At 69.3% G+C, this 16,681-nt stretch carries 16 protein-coding genes and 1 pseudogene; 8 read left to right on the top strand and 9 right to left on the bottom strand.

The features are described from left to right. From VFF46_RS15520 to VFF46_RS15505, 4 genes and pseudogenes are all read right to left on the bottom strand, one after another. Positions 1 to 266, bottom strand: a pseudogene (locus VFF46_RS15520) (hypothetical protein); the annotation flags it as partial. A 19-nt stretch (positions 267 to 285) separates the two neighbouring features. Next, entirely contained in the window at positions 286 to 807 is a 522-nt protein-coding gene (locus tag VFF46_RS15515; protein ID WP_325037815.1) for a hypothetical protein, read from the bottom strand. A 245-nt stretch (positions 808 to 1,052) separates the two neighbouring features. Beyond that, complete coding sequence (locus VFF46_RS15510) at positions 1,053 to 2,915, bottom strand: HAMP domain-containing sensor histidine kinase (protein WP_325037814.1); 1,863 nt, start codon at positions 2,913 to 2,915, stop codon at positions 1,053 to 1,055. Next, the gene (locus VFF46_RS15505) at positions 2,905 to 3,618 is read right to left on the bottom strand and encodes a response regulator transcription factor (protein ID WP_325037813.1); all 714 of its coding nucleotides are present in this window, start codon (positions 3,616 to 3,618) and stop codon (positions 2,905 to 2,907) included. Before VFF46_RS15505 ends, VFF46_RS15510 begins: the two co-directional genes overlap by 11 nt. Positions 3,619 to 3,730: 112 nt before the next feature. On the opposite strand from VFF46_RS15505, the gene VFF46_RS15500 reads away from it, so the two are divergent. Genes VFF46_RS15500 through VFF46_RS15485 form a run of 4 tightly spaced genes read left to right on the top strand, consistent with a single transcriptional unit; the run spans position 3,731 to position 8,026 of the window. Then, on the top strand, positions 3,731 to 4,786 hold the full coding sequence (locus tag VFF46_RS15500) for a hypothetical protein (protein WP_325037812.1): 1,056 nt from the start codon (positions 3,731 to 3,733) through the stop codon (positions 4,784 to 4,786). Beyond that, complete coding sequence (locus VFF46_RS15495; RefSeq protein WP_325037811.1) at positions 4,783 to 6,078, top strand: peptidoglycan-binding protein; 1,296 nt, start codon at positions 4,783 to 4,785, stop codon at positions 6,076 to 6,078. Before VFF46_RS15500 ends, VFF46_RS15495 begins: the two co-directional genes overlap by 4 nt. After that, on the top strand, positions 6,075 to 6,764 hold the full coding sequence (locus tag VFF46_RS15490; protein ID WP_325037810.1) for an ABC transporter ATP-binding protein: 690 nt from the start codon (positions 6,075 to 6,077) through the stop codon (positions 6,762 to 6,764). The genes VFF46_RS15495 and VFF46_RS15490 overlap by 4 nt, the downstream gene beginning before the upstream one ends. Before the next feature lie 56 nt (positions 6,765 to 6,820). Next, on the top strand, positions 6,821 to 8,026 hold the full coding sequence (locus VFF46_RS15485; protein WP_325037816.1) for an ABC transporter permease: 1,206 nt from the start codon (positions 6,821 to 6,823) through the stop codon (positions 8,024 to 8,026). On the opposite strand, the gene VFF46_RS15480 is transcribed toward VFF46_RS15485, so the two are convergent. Both VFF46_RS15480 and VFF46_RS15475 read right to left on the bottom strand, forming a co-directional pair. After that, positions 7,928 to 9,265, bottom strand: a complete 1,338-nt coding sequence (locus tag VFF46_RS15480; RefSeq protein ID WP_325037809.1) for an MFS transporter — start codon at positions 9,263 to 9,265, stop codon at positions 7,928 to 7,930. The genes VFF46_RS15485 and VFF46_RS15480 overlap by 99 nt on opposite strands. A gap of 44 nt (positions 9,266 to 9,309) precedes the next feature. Further along, positions 9,310 to 9,933, bottom strand: coding sequence for an alpha/beta hydrolase (locus tag VFF46_RS15475; protein WP_325037808.1), 624 nt, complete (start codon positions 9,931 to 9,933; stop codon positions 9,310 to 9,312). Between the two features lie 156 nt (positions 9,934 to 10,089). Here VFF46_RS15475 and VFF46_RS15470 point away from each other — a divergent pair, with 156 nt between their 5' ends. The 3 genes from VFF46_RS15470 to VFF46_RS15460 are packed head-to-tail and all read left to right on the top strand — an operon-like array spanning position 10,090 to position 12,510. After that, positions 10,090 to 10,938, top strand: a complete 849-nt coding sequence (locus tag VFF46_RS15470; protein ID WP_325037807.1) for an SAM-dependent methyltransferase — start codon at positions 10,090 to 10,092, stop codon at positions 10,936 to 10,938. Positions 10,939 to 10,945: 7 nt separating this feature from the next. Next, a complete protein-coding gene (locus VFF46_RS15465; protein WP_325037806.1) occupies positions 10,946 to 11,383 on the top strand; it encodes a thioesterase family protein in 438 nt (145 codons plus the stop codon). Then, entirely contained in the window at positions 11,380 to 12,510 is a 1,131-nt protein-coding gene (locus tag VFF46_RS15460; protein ID WP_325037805.1) for a zinc-dependent alcohol dehydrogenase family protein, read from the top strand. Before VFF46_RS15465 ends, VFF46_RS15460 begins: the two co-directional genes overlap by 4 nt. On the opposite strand, the gene VFF46_RS15455 is transcribed toward VFF46_RS15460, so the two are convergent. Next, on the bottom strand, positions 12,492 to 12,953 hold the full coding sequence (locus VFF46_RS15455; RefSeq protein ID WP_325037804.1) for a YciI family protein: 462 nt from the start codon (positions 12,951 to 12,953) through the stop codon (positions 12,492 to 12,494). The two genes, VFF46_RS15460 and VFF46_RS15455, sit on opposite strands and share 19 nt — an antisense overlap. A 329-nt stretch (positions 12,954 to 13,282) precedes the next feature. Between VFF46_RS15455 and VFF46_RS15450 the strand changes: the two genes are divergently transcribed. Next, positions 13,283 to 14,713, top strand: a complete 1,431-nt coding sequence (locus VFF46_RS15450; RefSeq protein ID WP_325037803.1) for a pre-peptidase C-terminal domain-containing protein — start codon at positions 13,283 to 13,285, stop codon at positions 14,711 to 14,713. 52 nt (positions 14,714 to 14,765) lie between these two features. Here the strand turns inward: VFF46_RS15450 and VFF46_RS15445 are convergent, their stop codons facing one another. Beyond that, positions 14,766 to 15,188: a nuclear transport factor 2 family protein gene (locus VFF46_RS15445; protein ID WP_325037802.1), complete on the bottom strand. Its 423-nt coding sequence runs from the start codon at positions 15,186 to 15,188 to the stop codon at positions 14,766 to 14,768. Between the two features lie 152 nt (positions 15,189 to 15,340). After that, a complete protein-coding gene (locus VFF46_RS15440; protein ID WP_325037801.1) occupies positions 15,341 to 16,546 on the bottom strand; it encodes a M20 family metallopeptidase in 1,206 nt (401 codons plus the stop codon). Positions 16,547 to 16,681 lie beyond the last annotated feature (135 nt).

Here is a 16,681-nt window from a genome sequence, read left to right as displayed (position 1 = left end):
GGGGTGGTGAAGAACGGGGTGCCGTCGGAGAGCAGGGCCTGTTTCTCGGATTCGGACTCGACCCAGATCATGATCACGTCGTCGTACTTCTCGCCGGTGACCGGGTCGACGGCGTCGGGGCGTGGGGTGCGGAAGAAGACGAACGACTTGCCGCCGACCTGGTAGACGGGGCGATCGGTGCCGTCGTCGCGTTCCCACTTGGTGACGTGCGGCATCCCCGAGGCGATCTCGTGGACGTCCGCGACGCGGGCCTTCTTCGGAGCCATCTGATCGGGTCCAGGTCGGTCAGGGCCTGACCGTTATCAGGCGTACGCAGAGGTTGTGGGACGGCATGTCCATGATGTCGACGGTACCGGCCAGCGCGACGCCGCCCTTCGTGGTGCCGGAGAACGGGACCGAGATCCGCGGGTAGTAGCTGCTCACCGAGACGCCAGGTCCGGTGATCGCCAGCTTGGTCGGCGGCTCGACGATGAGCAGCAGTTGTCCGGCCAGCAACTGCTTGGTCTCCGCGCAGGCGAGCATTCCCGCGCTTTTCGGGCGGTTGCTGTTCAGGAGTCCGAGGAACAGCGTGGCCTCCGTGGTCGCCTCGGCGAGACGTGGGGTGGCCGACGGGGTGGTCGGTGGAGTGGTCGGCGCTGACGGCGTGCCGGTCGGTGCGGAGGTCGAGGCGGTCGGGCTGCTCGAGGCTGGGGACTGCGCGGACGGGCCGTGGCCTTGGTCGTCGCTGCCGATGAGTCCGGGGACGATGAGCGCGGCGACGGCGAGCAGCACGAGTACGCCGGCTGCCGCGAGCACGACGTACAGCACCGTCCTCGGTCGCCGCGGTCCACCCGGAGGCCCCCACGAGGGCTGACCAGGCCCACCCGGTCCGTAGCCCGGCCCACCAGGCCCGTACGTCGGTCCGCCTGGTCCGGCTGGACCGTAGCCAGGTCCGCCTGGTCCGGCTGGACCGTAGCCAGGCCCGCCTGGTCCGTAGCCCGGGGGCTGGCCTGTCGGTTGGGGTTGTTGCTGCCAGCCGCTGCCTTGTGGGCCGGGGAAGCTCGGGGGCTGCGTCACCCGGACAGTGTGGCAGCCGCAGGGAGCCAGATCGTGAAGGTTGATCCAGAGCCGACGCGGCTGCTGACCTTGATGTGGCCGTGGTGGGCTTCGGCCAGGTGTTTGGTGATGGCGAGGCCCAGGCCGCTGCCGCCGGTGGTGCGGGTGCGGGAGACGTCGGCGCGGTAGAAGCGGTCGAAGAGGTGCGGGAGGTGCTCGGCCGCGATGCCGGTGCCGTTGTCGGTGACGGTGAGGTTGTAACCGTTGTCCACAGGTCGTACGCCGACCACCACGTGGCCTCCGGGAGGTGTGTACCTGATTGCGTTCGACACGAGGTTGCCGAGAGCCTGACGAATGCGGGCGCTGTCGACGACTGCCGGCGAGGGCTCGGAGGCTGCGCAGGTGAGGGTGACGCTTGCCGCCTCGGCGGCGGGTTGGTGGGCCAGGACGACCTGGCGGGAGAGTTCGGTCAGGTCGCGGGGAGCAGGGTGCAGGCGGAGCATCCCGGCGTCGGCCAGGGCGAGGTCCTGGAGGTCGGCGACCAGGTGTTCGAGGAGCGCGGTCTCCTCCAGGAGCGAAGTGACGAGCGCGGAGTCGAGCGGTACGACGCCGTCCTCGGACGCGACCAGGTACCCCTTGATGTTCGCGAGCGGTGTCCGTAGTTCGTGCGCGACGTCGCTGACCATCGCCTTGCGCTGGAAGTCGTGCCGCTGGATCGCCTCCGCCATGTCGTTGAACGCGTGACCGAGCCGCGCGACCTCGTCCTTGCCGCTGACCGGGACCCGCGCCGCGTGGTCGCCGTTCCGCATCCGCTGCGTCGCACCGGTCAGCGCGACGATCGGCCGTACCAACCTCCGGCCCGCGAACAGCATCACCAGCGCGGCGATCAGCAGTACCCCGAGCGCGGTCGCCGCGGTCCGCAGCAGCCCTTCGCCGGAGAACACGTTGAACGTGCTCTTCGCCCCGAGGTACAGCTTCGCCGGCGGGGCGACGTACGGCGTCAACGCCTGCACGCGCGCCTGCGTGACACAGTTCCCGAACGTCTCGTCGACGGCGTCCTTGGCGATCGGTTCGACGGAGCGCAGACCGTCGACGTCGTTGATCTTGTACTTGATCCCGGCCGCGTCCAGGCACGCCGTCGAGCGCCGTATCTCGTCGTCGTTGACAATCCGCGCCTTCGCGCTCGGCGCGTTCAGGCCGGGCGGCAGGCACTCCTCCTTGACCGGCGTGCTGGCGTTCATCCGGATACCGGCCACGAACTGCGTGGACTCGATCATCACCTGCGGCACGGTGCCGGCGCCCTGCGCGACGCTCGCCGACTTGCCCTTCGTGGCGAGGCAGCTCACCGCCTGCTTCGCGAGCAGGTTCCGCTGCTTCAGCTCGTCGTCGGTCATACCCCAGTCCGGGTAGCCGATGAACGACGGACCGATCGCCGCGGTCGCGGTGAACCCACTGATCCCGCCGACCGCCGCGACCGGCTTGCGGGCCTGGTAGACGGTCGTCGTGCTGCCCATGCCGCCGCCGCGCGCGTCGATGGTTGCCGCCGGCACCGAAGGGAGTTCGGGGGCGGCGCCGAGCATCCGGGCCGAGTCCGCGATCACGGTGCCGTCGTCGGTGGTGACCGCGACCCGGCGGCCGAGGCGGCCGGCCAGGTCGTGCACGACCTTGTCCACACCCGACCAGGTCGGATGGTCGAAGGCGTACTTCGACAGCTGGCCGTAGATCTCGCCGTCGACCTGCAACTGGCCGGTGTTCGCGTCGATCTCGCCCTGGAGTTTCTCCGAGGTGCTGTACGTCGCGATCAGCGCGGTGGCGATCACCGCCCCGAGCGCCACCGCGAGCGACAACCCGAGGAACCGGACCAGCACGCTACGACGCATCGGCCGCCGCCACGTCGTCCGTGAGCTTGTAACCGATGCCGTACACGGTCCGCAGGTACGTCGGCGCGCCCGGCGACGGCTCGATCTTCTTCCGCAGGTTCATCACGTGGACGTCGACGGTCCGGTCGAACACGTAGTGGTCGAAGCCGAACGCGTGCTCCAGCAGCTGCTGCCGGGAGAACGCCCGCCCCGGCGAGGCCGCCAGGCAGGCGAGGATCTTGAACTCGGCCGGGGTCAGCTCGATCAGCTTGCCGCGCAGCCGGACCTCGTGCCGGGACGGGTCGATCTCCAGCTCGCCGACCCGGTACACCTCGCCCTCGGAGCGGATCCGGGTCCGCCGCAGTACCGTCCGGACCCGGGCGACGAGTTCGCGCGGGTTGTACGGCTTGGTCAGGTAGTCGTCCGCGCCGAGGTCGAGCCCGAGCAGCAGGTCGTCGTCGGTGGCACGGGCCGTGAGCATGATGATCGGCACCCCGGCATTCCCCGGGCCGTCCGCCCGCAGCACCCGGCAGACGTCCAGGCCGTCGACCTTCGGCATCATCACGTCGAGCACCAGCAGGTCCGGGCTGCGCCGGCGGGCCTCGTCGATGGCCTCCCGCCCGTCGTGCACGACGACGGTCAGGTGCCCCTCGCGTTCGAGGTACCGCCGGATCAGTTCGGCCTGCTTGAGGTCGTCTTCGGCGACCAGGATCCGCGCTGGCATAGTCCTCAATGTCGCCGAAAGAGATGAGAATCCGATGAAGATCGGCTGAGAGCATCGGGTGCATACCGGTCCTTCACAGGTTCTTCACGGCCCGGGCGGCACGCTCGCCGCCATGAAGAGCAAATCAGCACTCGCCCTCCTGGCGGTCCTCGCGTTGGCTGCCTGCGGCAACGACAAGGCGCCGGTCGCGTCCGATCAGAACAGCGGGAAGAGCCCGCTCGCGGAGTACATGGGCGACGGCTTCGTCAGCTCGTCCGGGAGCGGCGGCTCGTTCCGGATCGCGACCCGGGCCGGTGGTGCGCAACAGCCGAGCGACGAGGAGCTCGCCAAGCAGCGCAAGGTCGAGGACGCCACCGTCGCGTGCATGAAGGACGCCGGCTTCGAGTACGTCGCCGTACCGCCGGAGCAGCAGGCGAAGAGCAAGTTCAGCGACGCGTTCAACCTGCCGCCGGACAAGTTCGCCGAGCAGTACGGGTACGGCGTCAGCACGATCGACTGGTCGAAGGCCGGCCAGGACGACAGCAACCCGAACACCAAGATCCGCAAGGCGCTCTCGCCGACCGCTCAGAAGGCGTACGACAAGGCGCTGAACGGACCGAACGCGACCGGCAACGGCGCGATCGTGGTCCAGGGCAGCGGGCCGAACTCGAGCGGGCAAATGGACCTCGGCTGCCGTGGCAAGGCGGTCAAGCAGGTGTACGGCGACAACGCCAAGGGGAACATCGACTTCAAGAAGTTCGACAGCCTGTTCAAGGACATCCAGGCGCTGCAGAAGCGGATCGACTCCGACCAGCGCGTGGTGGACGCGACCAGCGCCTGGTCCGACTGCATGGCGAACGCCGGCCACCCCGGGTACAAGACGGTCTCGGACCCGCGGGACGAGGTACAGAAGAAGCTCGACACGCTCACCGGCAACCAGCCTCCGGCCAAGGGCGGCGGCGGCCCGGCGAAGACGATCACCGGCCCGCCGTCGTTCGACAAGGTCGACGCGGCGAAGCTGGCGGACCTGCGCAAGCTGGAGATCGAGCTGGCGGTCGCGGACCAGAAGTGCAAGGCCAAGGGGTACGACGACGCCTACAAGAAGGTGCAGTACGAGCAGGAGAAGGAGTTCGTCGACCAGCACAAGACCGAGCTCGAGGCGTACCGCGACGAGATGGCGAACCGGTGACCGCTTCGCCCAAGTCCCGCCGCCGGGTGCTCGTCAGCGTGGCCGGGGTGGCCGTGGTCTCGCTCGGGATCGGGGTGGCGGCGGGCAGCCGGATCAGTTCGCCGGAGGACGCGGCCGCGAAGACCGCGCCGCCGGCGGCCTCCCAGATCACCGTGCCGGTGGCGCGGAAGGTGCTGTCGAGCAAGGTGGTCGGGCGGGGTGACGCGTCGTTCGACGGCGCGGTGAACATCCGGGTCGAGACCGCCGGGCTGACCACACCGGCGATCGTCACGGGCAAGGTTCCGACGGTCGGGTCCACGATCACCGAGGGCAAGGCGCTGCTGGAGATCACGGGACGCCCGGTGATCGGGCTGGCCGGCGTATTGCCGATGTATCGCACGCTGTCCCCCGGGAGCAAGGGGCCGGACGTGCTGCAGCTGGAGCAGACGCTCCAACGGCTCGGGTACGACCCGGGGACCGTCGACGACCAGTACACGCTGTCGACGTCGGCCGCGGTGGAGAAGCTGTACGCCAACGCCGGATACGACGCGCCCGCGCCGGAGGACCGCCTGACGCAGGCGGTCGACCAGGCGAAGAAGCAGGTGGACGCAGCGAAGAAGCAGCTCCGTCAGGCGCAGTCCCAGCTGAAGGCGGCCAAGGATGCGAAAGCGAAGGACACGTCAGTACAGCAAGGTGCGGTCGACGACGCCCAGCAGAACCTGTCGGACGCCCAGCAGGCGCGCTCCGACGCCGAGTTCAAGGCCGGTACGCCGCTGCCGGTGTCGGAGGTCGTGTACGTGAAGACGCTCCCGCGCCGGGTCGACGACGTGAAGGTCGAACGCGGCGGGACCGTCAACGGCGTGGTGATGTCGGCGAGCGGCGCGTCGCTGGTCGTCACGCTCAAGGCCGACGCTGAGACGGCGCAGCGGCTGAAGGCGGGGATGGCGGCGGCGCTCGAGCTCAGCGACGGTACGTCGGTCGCGTCGAAGGTACGGCGGGTGACGAAGAACGGGAGCTCGTACGACGTCGTGGTCGCGCCGAACGCCCTGACCGGCAGCCAGTTGGCGTTGCTCCGAGACGCGAATGTACGCGTGACGATCCCGGTGAAGAGCACCAGCGGCAAGGTGCTCGCCGTACCGGTGGCCGCGTTGTCGTCCGGGTCGGACGGTGCGTCGCGGGTCGAGGTACTGCGGAACGGGAAGGTCGAACTGGTACCGGTCACGGTCGGGCTGTCCGCGGACGGGTTCGCGCAGGTGACGCCGAAGGGCGACGCGAAGCTGTCCGAGGGCGATCAGGTGGTGGTCGGGAGATGAGTTACGCGGTGGCACTGCCGGCGCCGGTGGTGGAGATGATCGGGGTACGGCGGTTCTTCCCGGGGCCGCCCGAGGTACGGGCGATCAAGGGGATCGACCTGGTGATCGGGCAGGGGGAGTACCTGTCGATCGTCGGGCCGTCCGGGTCCGGGAAGTCGACGTTGCTGCATCTGCTCGGGTTGTTGGACAACCCAACGGACGGGGTGTACCGGCTGGACGGCGTCGACACGATGAGCCTGCGCGAGCGGCGGCGGGCGGTCCTGCGCGGGCAGCGGATCGGGTTCGTGTTCCAGTCGTTCCACCTGCTCGACCACCGGACCGTGCTGGAGAACGTCGCGCTCTCGATGGTGTACGTCGGGGTGCCGCGGCGGGAGCGGCTCGCCCGGGCCCGGGTCGCACTGGAACGGGTCGGGCTGGCGCACCGGATGGAGTTCGCACCGACCACGCTCTCGGGTGGTGAACGGCAGCGGGTCGCGATCGCCCGCGCGCTGGTCGCGGAACCGAGCCTGCTGCTGGCGGACGAGCCGACCGGCAACTTGGACAGCAAGAACGCGGAGGCGATCCTGCAGGTGTTCGACGAACTGCACTCCGAGGGGATGACGCTCGCCGTGATCACCCACGACGACAACGTCAGCCGCCGCGCCCAGCGCCAGGTCCGCATCGTCGACGGAACCCTCCAGTGGTAACCCGATCAGGCCCCCCGGACCCGACCGGCGGGCCGTCCACGTCGCGGCGACGCCGGCTGCGGTCACGTCCAGCGATACGCGACCTGCTGGACGAGGCCCTGGCCGGTGTCGCCGCGCGACCTACCCGACTCATCCTGACCACGCTGGGCACCGTGCTCGGGGTTGCCGCTCTCGTGGGAACTGTGGGGTTGGGGCAGACCGCGGCCGGGCAGATCACCCAGCGGTTCGACTTGGCTGTGGCGACCCGGGTGGTCGTATCGCCGGATGACAAAGGCGGCCAGCAAGGGGAGGCGGCGACCCAGCTGCCGTGGGACGCGCCCGCGCGGATCCAGCGGCTGAACGGAGTCGACGCGGTCGGCACCGTGAGCAACCTGCAGATCGGCGACGACCTGGTCCAGAACGTCACCGGACTGGACAACGGCAACGGCAAAGCCCTCCCGGTGATGGCCGGATCGGCCGGCCTCTGGGACGCGGTCCGAGCGGTGCTCAAGACCGGCAGGTTCTTCGACGACGGGCACGACCGGCGCGCCGACAAAGTGGTTGTCCTCGGCAAGCATGCCGCGGAACGCCTCGGTATCAACCGGGTCGACTCGCAGCCAGCCGTGTTCATCGGCGACGAGCCGTACACGGTGATCGGCATCCTCGATTCGGTCAGCGGCCGCGCCGAGCTGAACGACGCGGTGATCATGCCGAACGGCACCGCCCGCCAGGCCTACAACCTGCAATCACCCGACGCGGTCGAGATCCGTACCGCCGTCGGCGCCGCCCAGTTGATCGCCGAGCAGGCCCCGATCGCGATCCAGCCGAACGACCCGAGCACCTTGACCGTCGACGCTCCGCCCAAGCAAGGCGCCGTACGGAAGAACGTCGAGTCGGACCTGAACGCGCTGTTCCTCCTGCTGGGTGCAGTAGCGCTCCTGGTCGGCGGCCTCGGCATCGCGAACGTGACCCTGCTGTCGGTCCTCGAACGCATCTCGGAGATCGGCCTCCGCCGGGCGCTCGGAGCGGCGCGAAGACACATCGCCGTGCAGTTCCTGGTGGAGAGCGTGATCGTCGGGTTCCTCGGCGGTCTGCTCGGTACGGCGGTCGGCGTGATCCTGACCGTCAGCGTGTCCTGGGTTCGCGACTGGACGCCGATCCTCGACAACCGCCTGGCGTTCGGTTCACCCCTGCTGGGTGCGTTCATCGGACTGGTCGCCGGTACGTACCCCGCCTGGAAGGCCTCCGCCATCCAGCCGATCACCGCGCTGCGAGGCACGTGAGTACAGCACCGCGGTGATCGCGTACCCGGCCACGACCAGCGCCAAGACCGGGTACGACTTCCCGCTGGCGGGCAGGATCGCCGCGCCGAGTGCGGCCGCGGAGACCTGCCCGACGTTGAAGATCATGTCGTACAGCGCGAACACCCGGCCGCGGTACACGTCGTCGACACCCGTCTGGACGAGGGTGTCGACGCTGATCTTGATGCCCTGCGTGCAGAACCCGGTGAGGAACCCGCCGATCACCAGCGCGGGCTTGGTGTAGAACCCGATCGGTACGGCGCTCACCACCGCGGCGCCGGCGAACAGCAGCGTGATCCATTTCTGGAGCGTCATCACCCGAGTACCCCAGGGCGTGACCAACGCGGCGACGAAGAGACCCGCGCCGACGGCACCGGTCGCGATGGCGAGTCCGCCGAACGCCTGGTCGAGCTGGCCGGGACCGTAGAAGTAGTTGCGGTACAGCAGGATCATCGCGACCGTCATCAGCCCGAAGAAGAACCGCAGCGAGCCGATCGCGGCGAGCCCGAGCGCGGGCTGCCGGCGTTCGCGCAGGTGCCGGCCGCCGTCGATCAGGCCGGTCGCGATCGTCCGGAGCGCTTGGAGGATGCCGGGCTCGTCGCCGCTCAGGTCCGGGCCGAGCTGGTCGCGGCGCAGCCGGAGGGCCAGCAGGGCGGCGGCGGTATAGATGACCACAGTCAGGCCGAGGACGGTGAGGTCGGAGTCGACGAGCAGCTTCACCCCGGCGCCGATCCCGCCGCCGACCAGGAAGGCCGCCGTACCGGAGGTGGGTGTGACCGCGTTCGCCATCACGAGCTCGTCGCGGTCGACGACGTGCGGGAGGCCGGCGGACAGGCCGGAGAGCAGGAACCGGTTGACGCCGAGCGTGAGCAGCACGGCGAGGTAGAACGGCACGCCCGCGTTGCCGGCCGCGACGAGCGCGCCGACGCCGATCACCAGCACCGCGCGGGTCAGGTTCGCGCCGAACAGGATCTGCCGGCGCGACCACCGGTCCAGCAGTACGCCGGTGAACGGGCCGAGGATGGAGTACGGCAGCAGCGAGACCGCGAACAACCCGGCGATCGCCGCCGCGTCCGGCGCCCGCTCCGGCGAGAACAGCACGTACGACGCCAGCGCGACCTGAAACACCCCGTCCCCGCACTGCGAGGTCAACCGAACCACGAACAACCGCCGGAAATCCCGCCGCTGCACCAACGTCCAAAGATCCCGGATGAACCGCACGCCTGCACTGTAACCGCCACGTGCGGGCCGAGGCCGCGTCTTCTTCAGATCAACAGATAGTCCGCAACGGCCCGCGGATGCCCGAGCATCGGGAAGTGTGAGCCCGGTACTTCGTCCGGCGTGAACCCGAGCCGTTCGCGCGTCACCCGCCGCAGGAACTCCGGCGGGAACAACCGATCGTCCCGTGCGATCACCGCCCGCGTCGGCACCTCCGGCCACGCCTCGAACGCACACGGGTCGGTCATCGGCCCGTCCGACTGCGAGCGCAGCTGCCGTCGCGCCTCGGCCGCGAAGTCCGGCGGCAGGTCGTGGAAGAACGTGTCGACCGCACCGTCGACCCAGTCGTACCCGGTGTTCCCCCACCACTCGCTGATCCGCTCGCCCGGCGCCGGGACCATCCCGGCCACCAGCACGAACTCGCGGACCCGCAGCCGTGCACACGCCGGCGTCCCGGTGAAGCCGCCCATCGAGTGCGCCACCAGGACGACCTCCTCGCGATCAGGTACGGCGTTCACGACCGTGTCGACGTACTGCGCCAACCCCGCCGACGGGTCGTCGCAGGGCAGGTCGACCGAGGTCACGTCGTACCCGCTGGAGCGGAGTTCGGCGGCGACCGGGTGCCAGTGCCAGGAGGTGCAACCGGCACCGGGGATCAGGACGAAGCGCATGCTGCATTCAAGCCTGTGTAAAGGCCAGGCGTGGACGCGCCGGAGCTGATGGCAGTGACGCCGTACCGGAGTAGGGTTTTTGTGCCGGTGTCACGGTCAGTGGCGCGCCGGTTACGATGGTTCTCAGTTCTGAGCCGCAGCGCGGATGGGATGTTCATGGCTGAATCGAAGGAAGCCGAAGTCGATCAGGGGATGTACGAGCAGCTGCGGCTCGACCGGCCGCACGCGGCGCGGGTGTACGACTACTTCCTCGGTGGCAAGGACAACTTCGCCATCGACCGGCAGGCGGCCGAGCACCTGCTGAAGGCGTTCCCGGGCTGCCGCGTCACCGCCCAGTCGAACCGGATGTGGATGCACCGCGCCGCGCGGTACGCCGCCGAGCAGGGCATCACGCAGTTCCTCGACATCGGCACCGGCATCCCGACCAGTCCGAACCTGCACGAGGTCGTCCAGAAGGTCGTCCCGCAGGCACACGTCGTGTACGTCGACAACGACCCGATCGTGCTGACCCACGCCCGCGCGCTGCTCGCCAGCGGCCCGCTCGGCAAGACGGCGTACCTCGACGCCGACATCACCGTGCCGGACGCGGTTCTCGGGACCCCGGAGGTCGAGGAACTGATCGACCTCAAGAAGCCGGTCGCGCTCAGCCTGGTCGGCGTGCTGCACTCGCTCGCCGACGACCTGAAGCCGTACGACATCGTCCGCAACCTGCTCGAGCCGCTGGCGCCCGGGTCACTGCTGATCATCTCGCACGCGACGCAGGACTTCGCGCCGGAGATGTGGGACCGCGCGGTGCAGGGGTACAAGTCCGACGGCGGCGGCAACGCCCAGGTCCGGAACAAGGCGGACGTGACGCGCTTCTTCGCGGGTACCGAGCTGATCGAGCCGGGCGTGGTGTCGCCGATCAGGTGGTTCCCGGACGAGGAGACCAACCGGCGCGTCGACTCGGGCGAGTTCACCGAGATCATGTGCAGCCTGTATTGCGGGGTCGGCCGGAAGCCGTAGCCGGCCGATGGAGCGTGCCGCGTACCCGCACCACCTGGCGATCACGCTGCGGTGGAAGGACAACGACGTGTACGGGCACGTGAACAACGTCGAGTACTACAGCTTCTTCGACACCGTCATCAACGATTTCCTGATCCGCTCCGGCGGGCTGGACATCCACGGCGGCGAGGTGATCGGGCTGTGCGTGGACTCGCAGTGCACGTTCAAGCAGCCGCTGGAGTTCCCCGGCGTGGTGGACGCCGGCCTCCGCTGTGCCCAGCTCGGCAACTCCAGCGTGCGCTACGAGATCGCCCTGTTCCGCGAGGACTCCACCCACCCAGCCGCCACCGGCCGCTTCGTCCACGTCTTCGTGGACCGCACCAACCGCCGCCCGGTCCCCGTTCCGGCCCTCATCCGTACCGCGCTGGAAGGAATCACGGCGCCCGGAGGAAGGGACAGCGCATGATCGTGCGAGGCGCGGTACTGCGGGAGATGGGGTTGCCTGCGCCGTACGCCGAGTCGCGGCCGCTGCGGGTGGAGGAGGTGGAGCTCGCTCCGCCGGCGCCGGGGGAGCTGCTCGTCCGGATCCGGGCCGCCGGACTGTGTCACTCGGATCTGTCGGTGATCGACGGTTCGCGCCCGCGGGTGATGCCGATGCTGCTCGGTCACGAAGCCACCGGTGAGGTGATCCACTCCGAGGCCCCCGGGTTCGCATCCGGCGACGTCATCGCCTGCGCCTTCGTCCCGGCCTGCGGCACCTGCGGCCCCTGCGCCGACGGCCGCCCGGCCCTCTGCGAACCCGGCGCCGCCGCCAACACCACCGGCACCCTCCTCACCGGCACCCACCACCTGACCACCCCACCCGGTCCTGCGGGCGACATCGTCCACCACCATCTCGGCATTTCCGGGTTCGCAGATCATGCAGTGATCTCCGCACATTCGGCGGTGAAGATCGACCCGACGCTCCCACCCCAGATCGCCGCACTCTTCGGCTGCGCGGTCCTCACTGGCGTCGGCGCGGTCGTGAACACAGCACGCCTCCGCGCCGGCCGCAGTACGGCGGTCTTCGGCCTCGGCGGCGTAGGCCTGTCCGCCCTCCTCGGCGCGGTACTGGCCGGCGCCCACCCGATCGTCGCCGTCGACGTCGTACCCGCCAAACTCCAACTGGCTCGCGAACTCGGCGCAACCGCGGTGGTCGACGCCCGCGACCCCGACGCCGTCGACCAGGTACGCGAGGCGACCGCCGGCGGAGCGGAGTACGCGTTCGAGACGGTCGGCAGCGCGAAGGTCCTCGAGCAGGCGTACGCCGCGACCCGCCGCGGCGGCACCACGATCACCGTCGGCCTCCCGCACCCGTCGCAGTCGTTCAGCGTGCCCGCCGTCAGCCTCGTCGCCGAGGAACGCACCGTGAAAGGCTCGTACCTCGGCTCGTCGGTCCCGTCCCGCGACATCCCGCGGTACGTCGAGCTCTACCGGGCCGGCCGCCTCCCGGTCGACCGGCTGCTCACCACCACCGTCGGGCTGGACGACCTCAACCAGGCGTTCGACGACCTCGCCGCCGGTACGTCGATCCGTCAGGTGCTGCTCTTCTGAAGGTTCTCGGCGGCCTTCTGGAAGGTCTCCTCGTTCCGGTGCTGCGCCTCCTCGGTGTAGTTGCCGCCGAAGAACTCGGCCGTCGGAACCGGCCGGATCTCCAGCTGTCCGGAGGTCTGCGGATCGCCGGCGTTGAGCGCGTCCGCCGCGATGCACCGCCAGCCCCACTCCTCCGCCTCTGCACGCGACGCCACCTCGATCAGGCAGAACCCGGCGATCAGTTCCTTGGTTTCGGCGAATGGACCGTCGATCACCCGGCGGTTTCCCTCGTCGAGCTGCAGCCGGAAACCGTGTGAGCTCGGCAGCAGCCCGTCGCCGGCCAGCAGCACGCCCTTCTCCGCCATCTCGGCCATCACCAGGCCCATCGCGGTCAGCGCCTCCTCGGACGGCAGCTGCCCGGCTTCGGACTCCTCGTTGGCCTTGAAGATCATCATGAATCGCATCGGGGCCCTCCCAAGTTCGGCGTTAAATCCCGAGACGAATCTATACAGCAGCGGGGACCTTCGGGCAGGCTACGCACAGTAGGTTCACGTACACCGTTCGTGAACATGTCAAGTGAGGCACGCCGAAGTACCCCCGAGGAGCCCCGCCCGATGCCAACCCGCCCTCTGAACCGCCCCCTGAACCGCCGCCGGACCGGCATCAGTCGCGGCACCTACGCCGTCCGCGTCACCGCCGCCTGAGTCACCCGGGGCCGCCGATCCCACCGAGATCGACGGCCCGGGTCTGTTGGGGGGACCCGCCCGCGGGGGGACGTGAGGAGGAAACCCGTATGAACAGAATCCGCCGCACCGGTGCGCTCGCGTTCGCCGGTGCTGTCGCTTTCGGAGGGCTGGCGGTCGCGCTCGGCGGCCAGGCCGATGCGCAACAGACACCGATCGACCAGTTGCTGTCCCAGCCGGTCGTCGGGAGCCAGGCACTCGGCAAGGTGCAGCCGCGGCTGGCCGAGGTCGCCGCGCACAACGGGCTGCCGACGGATCAGCTGCGGCAGACCCTGGCCACGGACAAGACCGCGTGGCTCGATGCCGACAGCAAGTTGTTCTATCGCGAACCCGAGCTGACCGCGGCGCAGAAGGCGCCCGAGGCGTCGCCGCGCTGGGCGCGGACCGTGGTTGCCGGCGCGACCGGGCCGGCGTTCGAGCTACACAGCAAGCCCGGTTCGAACCGGGTCATCTACCTGGACTTCGACGGTCACACGATCAGCGGTACGGCGTGGAACGCGTCGAAGGGCGTCGACCCGGTCAACGTCTCGGCGTACGACACCGACGGCGATCCTTCGAGTTTCAGCACGGCGGAGCAGGACGTCGTCCACGAGGTATGGGCCCGCGTCGCGGAGGACTACGCGCCCTTCGACGTGGACGTGACGACGCAGGAGCCGGATCCGGCAGCGATCGACCGGTCGGGTGCGGCGGACCAGCAGTACGGCACGCGGGTGCTGATCGACCCGGATCCCTGGTACCAGTCGGGGTGTGGCTGCGGTGGCGTCGCGTACGTCGGCGTGTACGACAACTCCTCGCAGCACGCGTACTACCAGCCGGCGCTCGTGTTCACGAAGGGCGTCGGCACCGGCGCGAAGAACCTGGCCGAGGCGGCGTCGCACGAAGCCGGGCACACCGTCGGGCTGTCGCACGACGGCACGTCGACGGTCGGGTACTACCAGGGCCACGGCGCCTGGGCGCCGATCATGGGCGTCGGGTACTACCGCGGCATCAGCCAGTGGAGCAAGGGCGAGTACGCCGACGCCAACAACAAGGAGGACGACTTCGCGGTCGTCGGCACCCACGGCCTCGCACTCCGCGCCGACGAGGCGGGCGACACGACCACCGCTGCGGCCGCCCTGACCGTCGGTACGCCGGTGTCCGGGATCATCGCGGCCGAGGACGACACCGACGTGTACGGCGTCGAGGTGAGTGCCGCGGGCAACTACACCGTGACGGCAAGCCCCGCCGCGGTCGGCGGCAACCTCGACATCAAGCTGGACCTGCTGGACAGCTCCGGTGCGGTCGTCGCCTCGAACGACCCGGCCTCCGGCCAGAGCGACGCCGGTACGCCGACAGGCCTCGGCGCGAGTGTTAGCAGCGCCCTCCAGCCGGGTAGGTACTACCTGCGGATCGACAACGTCGGATACGGCGATCCGCTGAACACGGGGTACTCCACCTACGGCAGCCGCGGCGCCTACACGCTCGGCGTCTCGCCGTCCTGAATCCCTGTGGCTGGTCGATCTCTGGCGGATCGACCAGCCACAGGTCCTCGTTCTAGACGGCCCGCTCGAGTGGAGCGGTGAGCGACTGCGGGACGATCTCCAGCCGGTCGAAGCGCCAGCCCTCGGGCGTACGCCGGGCGTGGTAGTGGTGAATCGCGGCGGCGATCTCCTCGGTCATGTCGTGGCGGGCGAGCACGGCGATGTCGTTCGCCCGTACGGTCGCGGTGTCACCGTCGAGCTGGATCACCAGGTTGGACTTGTTGTGCAGCGTGCGGACATAGGTGTCGTGGCCCTTGCGCGCGAGCTGGACGAGCGCTTCGATGCCGGCGGCCTCGCCGCGGATCGACTTCACCACGACGTCGTCGGTGAACAGCTGGTCGCTCTCGTCGTACCGCAGTTCGTCGATCCACAGGCTGTGCCGGGCGACCAGCTCGGCGAGCTCGCTGCGGTCGATGAGTTCGCGAAGGTCGGTCATGGTTGGACTCCTCAGTTGTTAGGCAGACTAACATTGGTGACGCCAATGAATATAGATCGTTAGTCCGACTAACGCAACAGTCGTGCACGATCGAGGCACCCAGCGCCGACCCACCGCTCACCTCTTGTGGGCGGGGCCTTGCGCCGGCCGTTTCAGGCCGGGACCAGGTGGCGGGCGGCCAACTCGGCCAGGGCCGCCGCGTTGTCGCCCAGGACCGCGTCGTCGAACCGCACGACACTCGAGTGGTTGGACGGCGCCTCGTCCGCCGCCACGTCGTCGGGCCGCGCACCGACCATCGCGAACGTTCCCGGCACCTCCCGCAACACCATCGAGAAGTCCTCGGCGCCCATCAACGGGTTCTCCAACCGCTGCACCCGGTCCGCGCCGAACAACCCGGTCAGCACCTCGGTCGTCTCCGCCGTACGGCCGGCATCGTTCACCGTCACCGGATACTGCGGGTTCAGCCGCGCGTCGACGGTGCAGCCGTGCGCGGCCGCGATCCGCTCCGCGAGCACGGGAAGGTCGCGGGTCAGCTGCTCCAGCTTCGCGTCGGACAACGTCCGGACCGTCGCGCCGAGGCGGGCCGAGTTCGGGATCACGTTGATCGCGACACCGGCCTCGAGCTGCGTCACGGTGACCACCACCGGATCGAACACATCCACCCGCCGCGTCACGTACGCCTGCAACGCCAGCACGATCTCCGCCACCACCGGCACCGGATCCAGCGTCGTCGCGGGCATCGACCCGTGCCCACCCTTGCCGTACACCGTGATGTGCAACTGGTTCGAACTCGCCATCATCGTCCCCGGCCGCGTCTGGAAGACCCCCTTCGCGGCCTGCGCCCAGACATGCAAGGCGTATGCCGCGACTGGCTTGTCACCCGTCGTGTCCAGCAACCCTTCACGCAGCATGTACCCAGCCCCACCGAGGCCTTCCTCACCGGGCTGGAACATGAAGATCACGTTCCCGTGCAGCTCTTCCCGGCGCGCACTCAGCAGCCGGGCCGCCCCAACCAGCCCGGCCGTGTGCAGATCGTGGCCACAGGCATGCATGTTCCCGTTCTCCGCCGCGTACCCGAGCCCGGTCTCCTCCACCACCGGCAACGCATCCATATCCCCCCGCAACAACACCGTCCGCCCCGGCGCCCCACCCCGCAACACCCCCACCACCGAACTCACCTCACGCCCGGTCCCAACCTCCAACGGCAACCCCGCCAACGCATCCATCACAACACCCTGAGTCCGAGGCAACACCAACCCCACCTCCGGCTCCCGATGCAAAACCCGCCGCAACTCCACCAACCCAGCCGCGATCCCCGCACCCTCGCCCACGAAATCCACAACCGTCCTCCACTCCATCCACACCAATTGCCCGCCACCGTACCCACCCCCAGCACCCGGCCCCCGCCGGAACCATCGCCCTACCGGCCATCACCGCACCGGCCATCACCGCGACGATCGCCTCACCGACCATCACCCCGCGACCATCACCCC

This window comes from Kribbella sp. (genome assembly GCF_035655035.1).
In the GTDB taxonomy this organism is placed as follows: Bacteria; Actinomycetota; Actinomycetes; order Propionibacteriales; family Kribbellaceae; genus Kribbella.
Note: the sequence above shows the minus strand (reverse complement) of the source record. Positions and strands in the feature narration are given on the sequence as shown.

What these genes read in the sequence shown, in the direction of transcription:
- VFF46_RS15510 (WP_325037814.1), bottom strand. Translation starts at nt 2,915, where the DNA reads ATGCGTCGTAGCGTGCTGGTCCGGTTCCTCGGGTTGTCGCTCGCGGTG.
- VFF46_RS15490 (WP_325037810.1), top strand. Translation starts at nt 6,075, where the DNA reads ATGAGTTACGCGGTGGCACTGCCGGCGCCGGTGGTGGAGATGATCGGG.
- VFF46_RS15505 (WP_325037813.1), bottom strand. Translation starts at nt 3,618, where the DNA reads ATGCCAGCGCGGATCCTGGTCGCCGAAGACGACCTCAAGCAGGCCGAA.
- VFF46_RS15465 (WP_325037806.1), top strand. Translation starts at nt 10,946, where the DNA reads ATGGAGCGTGCCGCGTACCCGCACCACCTGGCGATCACGCTGCGGTGG.
- VFF46_RS15460 (WP_325037805.1), top strand. Translation starts at nt 11,380, where the DNA reads ATGATCGTGCGAGGCGCGGTACTGCGGGAGATGGGGTTGCCTGCGCCG.
- VFF46_RS15455 (WP_325037804.1), bottom strand. Translation starts at nt 12,953, where the DNA reads ATGCGATTCATGATGATCTTCAAGGCCAACGAGGAGTCCGAAGCCGGG.
- VFF46_RS15470 (WP_325037807.1), top strand. Translation starts at nt 10,090, where the DNA reads ATGGCTGAATCGAAGGAAGCCGAAGTCGATCAGGGGATGTACGAGCAG.
- VFF46_RS15440 (WP_325037801.1), bottom strand. Translation starts at nt 16,546, where the DNA reads ATGGAGTGGAGGACGGTTGTGGATTTCGTGGGCGAGGGTGCGGGGATC.
- VFF46_RS15445 (WP_325037802.1), bottom strand. Translation starts at nt 15,188, where the DNA reads ATGACCGACCTTCGCGAACTCATCGACCGCAGCGAGCTCGCCGAGCTG.
- VFF46_RS15450 (WP_325037803.1), top strand. Translation starts at nt 13,283, where the DNA reads ATGAACAGAATCCGCCGCACCGGTGCGCTCGCGTTCGCCGGTGCTGTC.
- VFF46_RS15475 (WP_325037808.1), bottom strand. Translation starts at nt 9,933, where the DNA reads ATGCGCTTCGTCCTGATCCCCGGTGCCGGTTGCACCTCCTGGCACTGG.
- VFF46_RS15500 (WP_325037812.1), top strand. Translation starts at nt 3,731, where the DNA reads ATGAAGAGCAAATCAGCACTCGCCCTCCTGGCGGTCCTCGCGTTGGCT.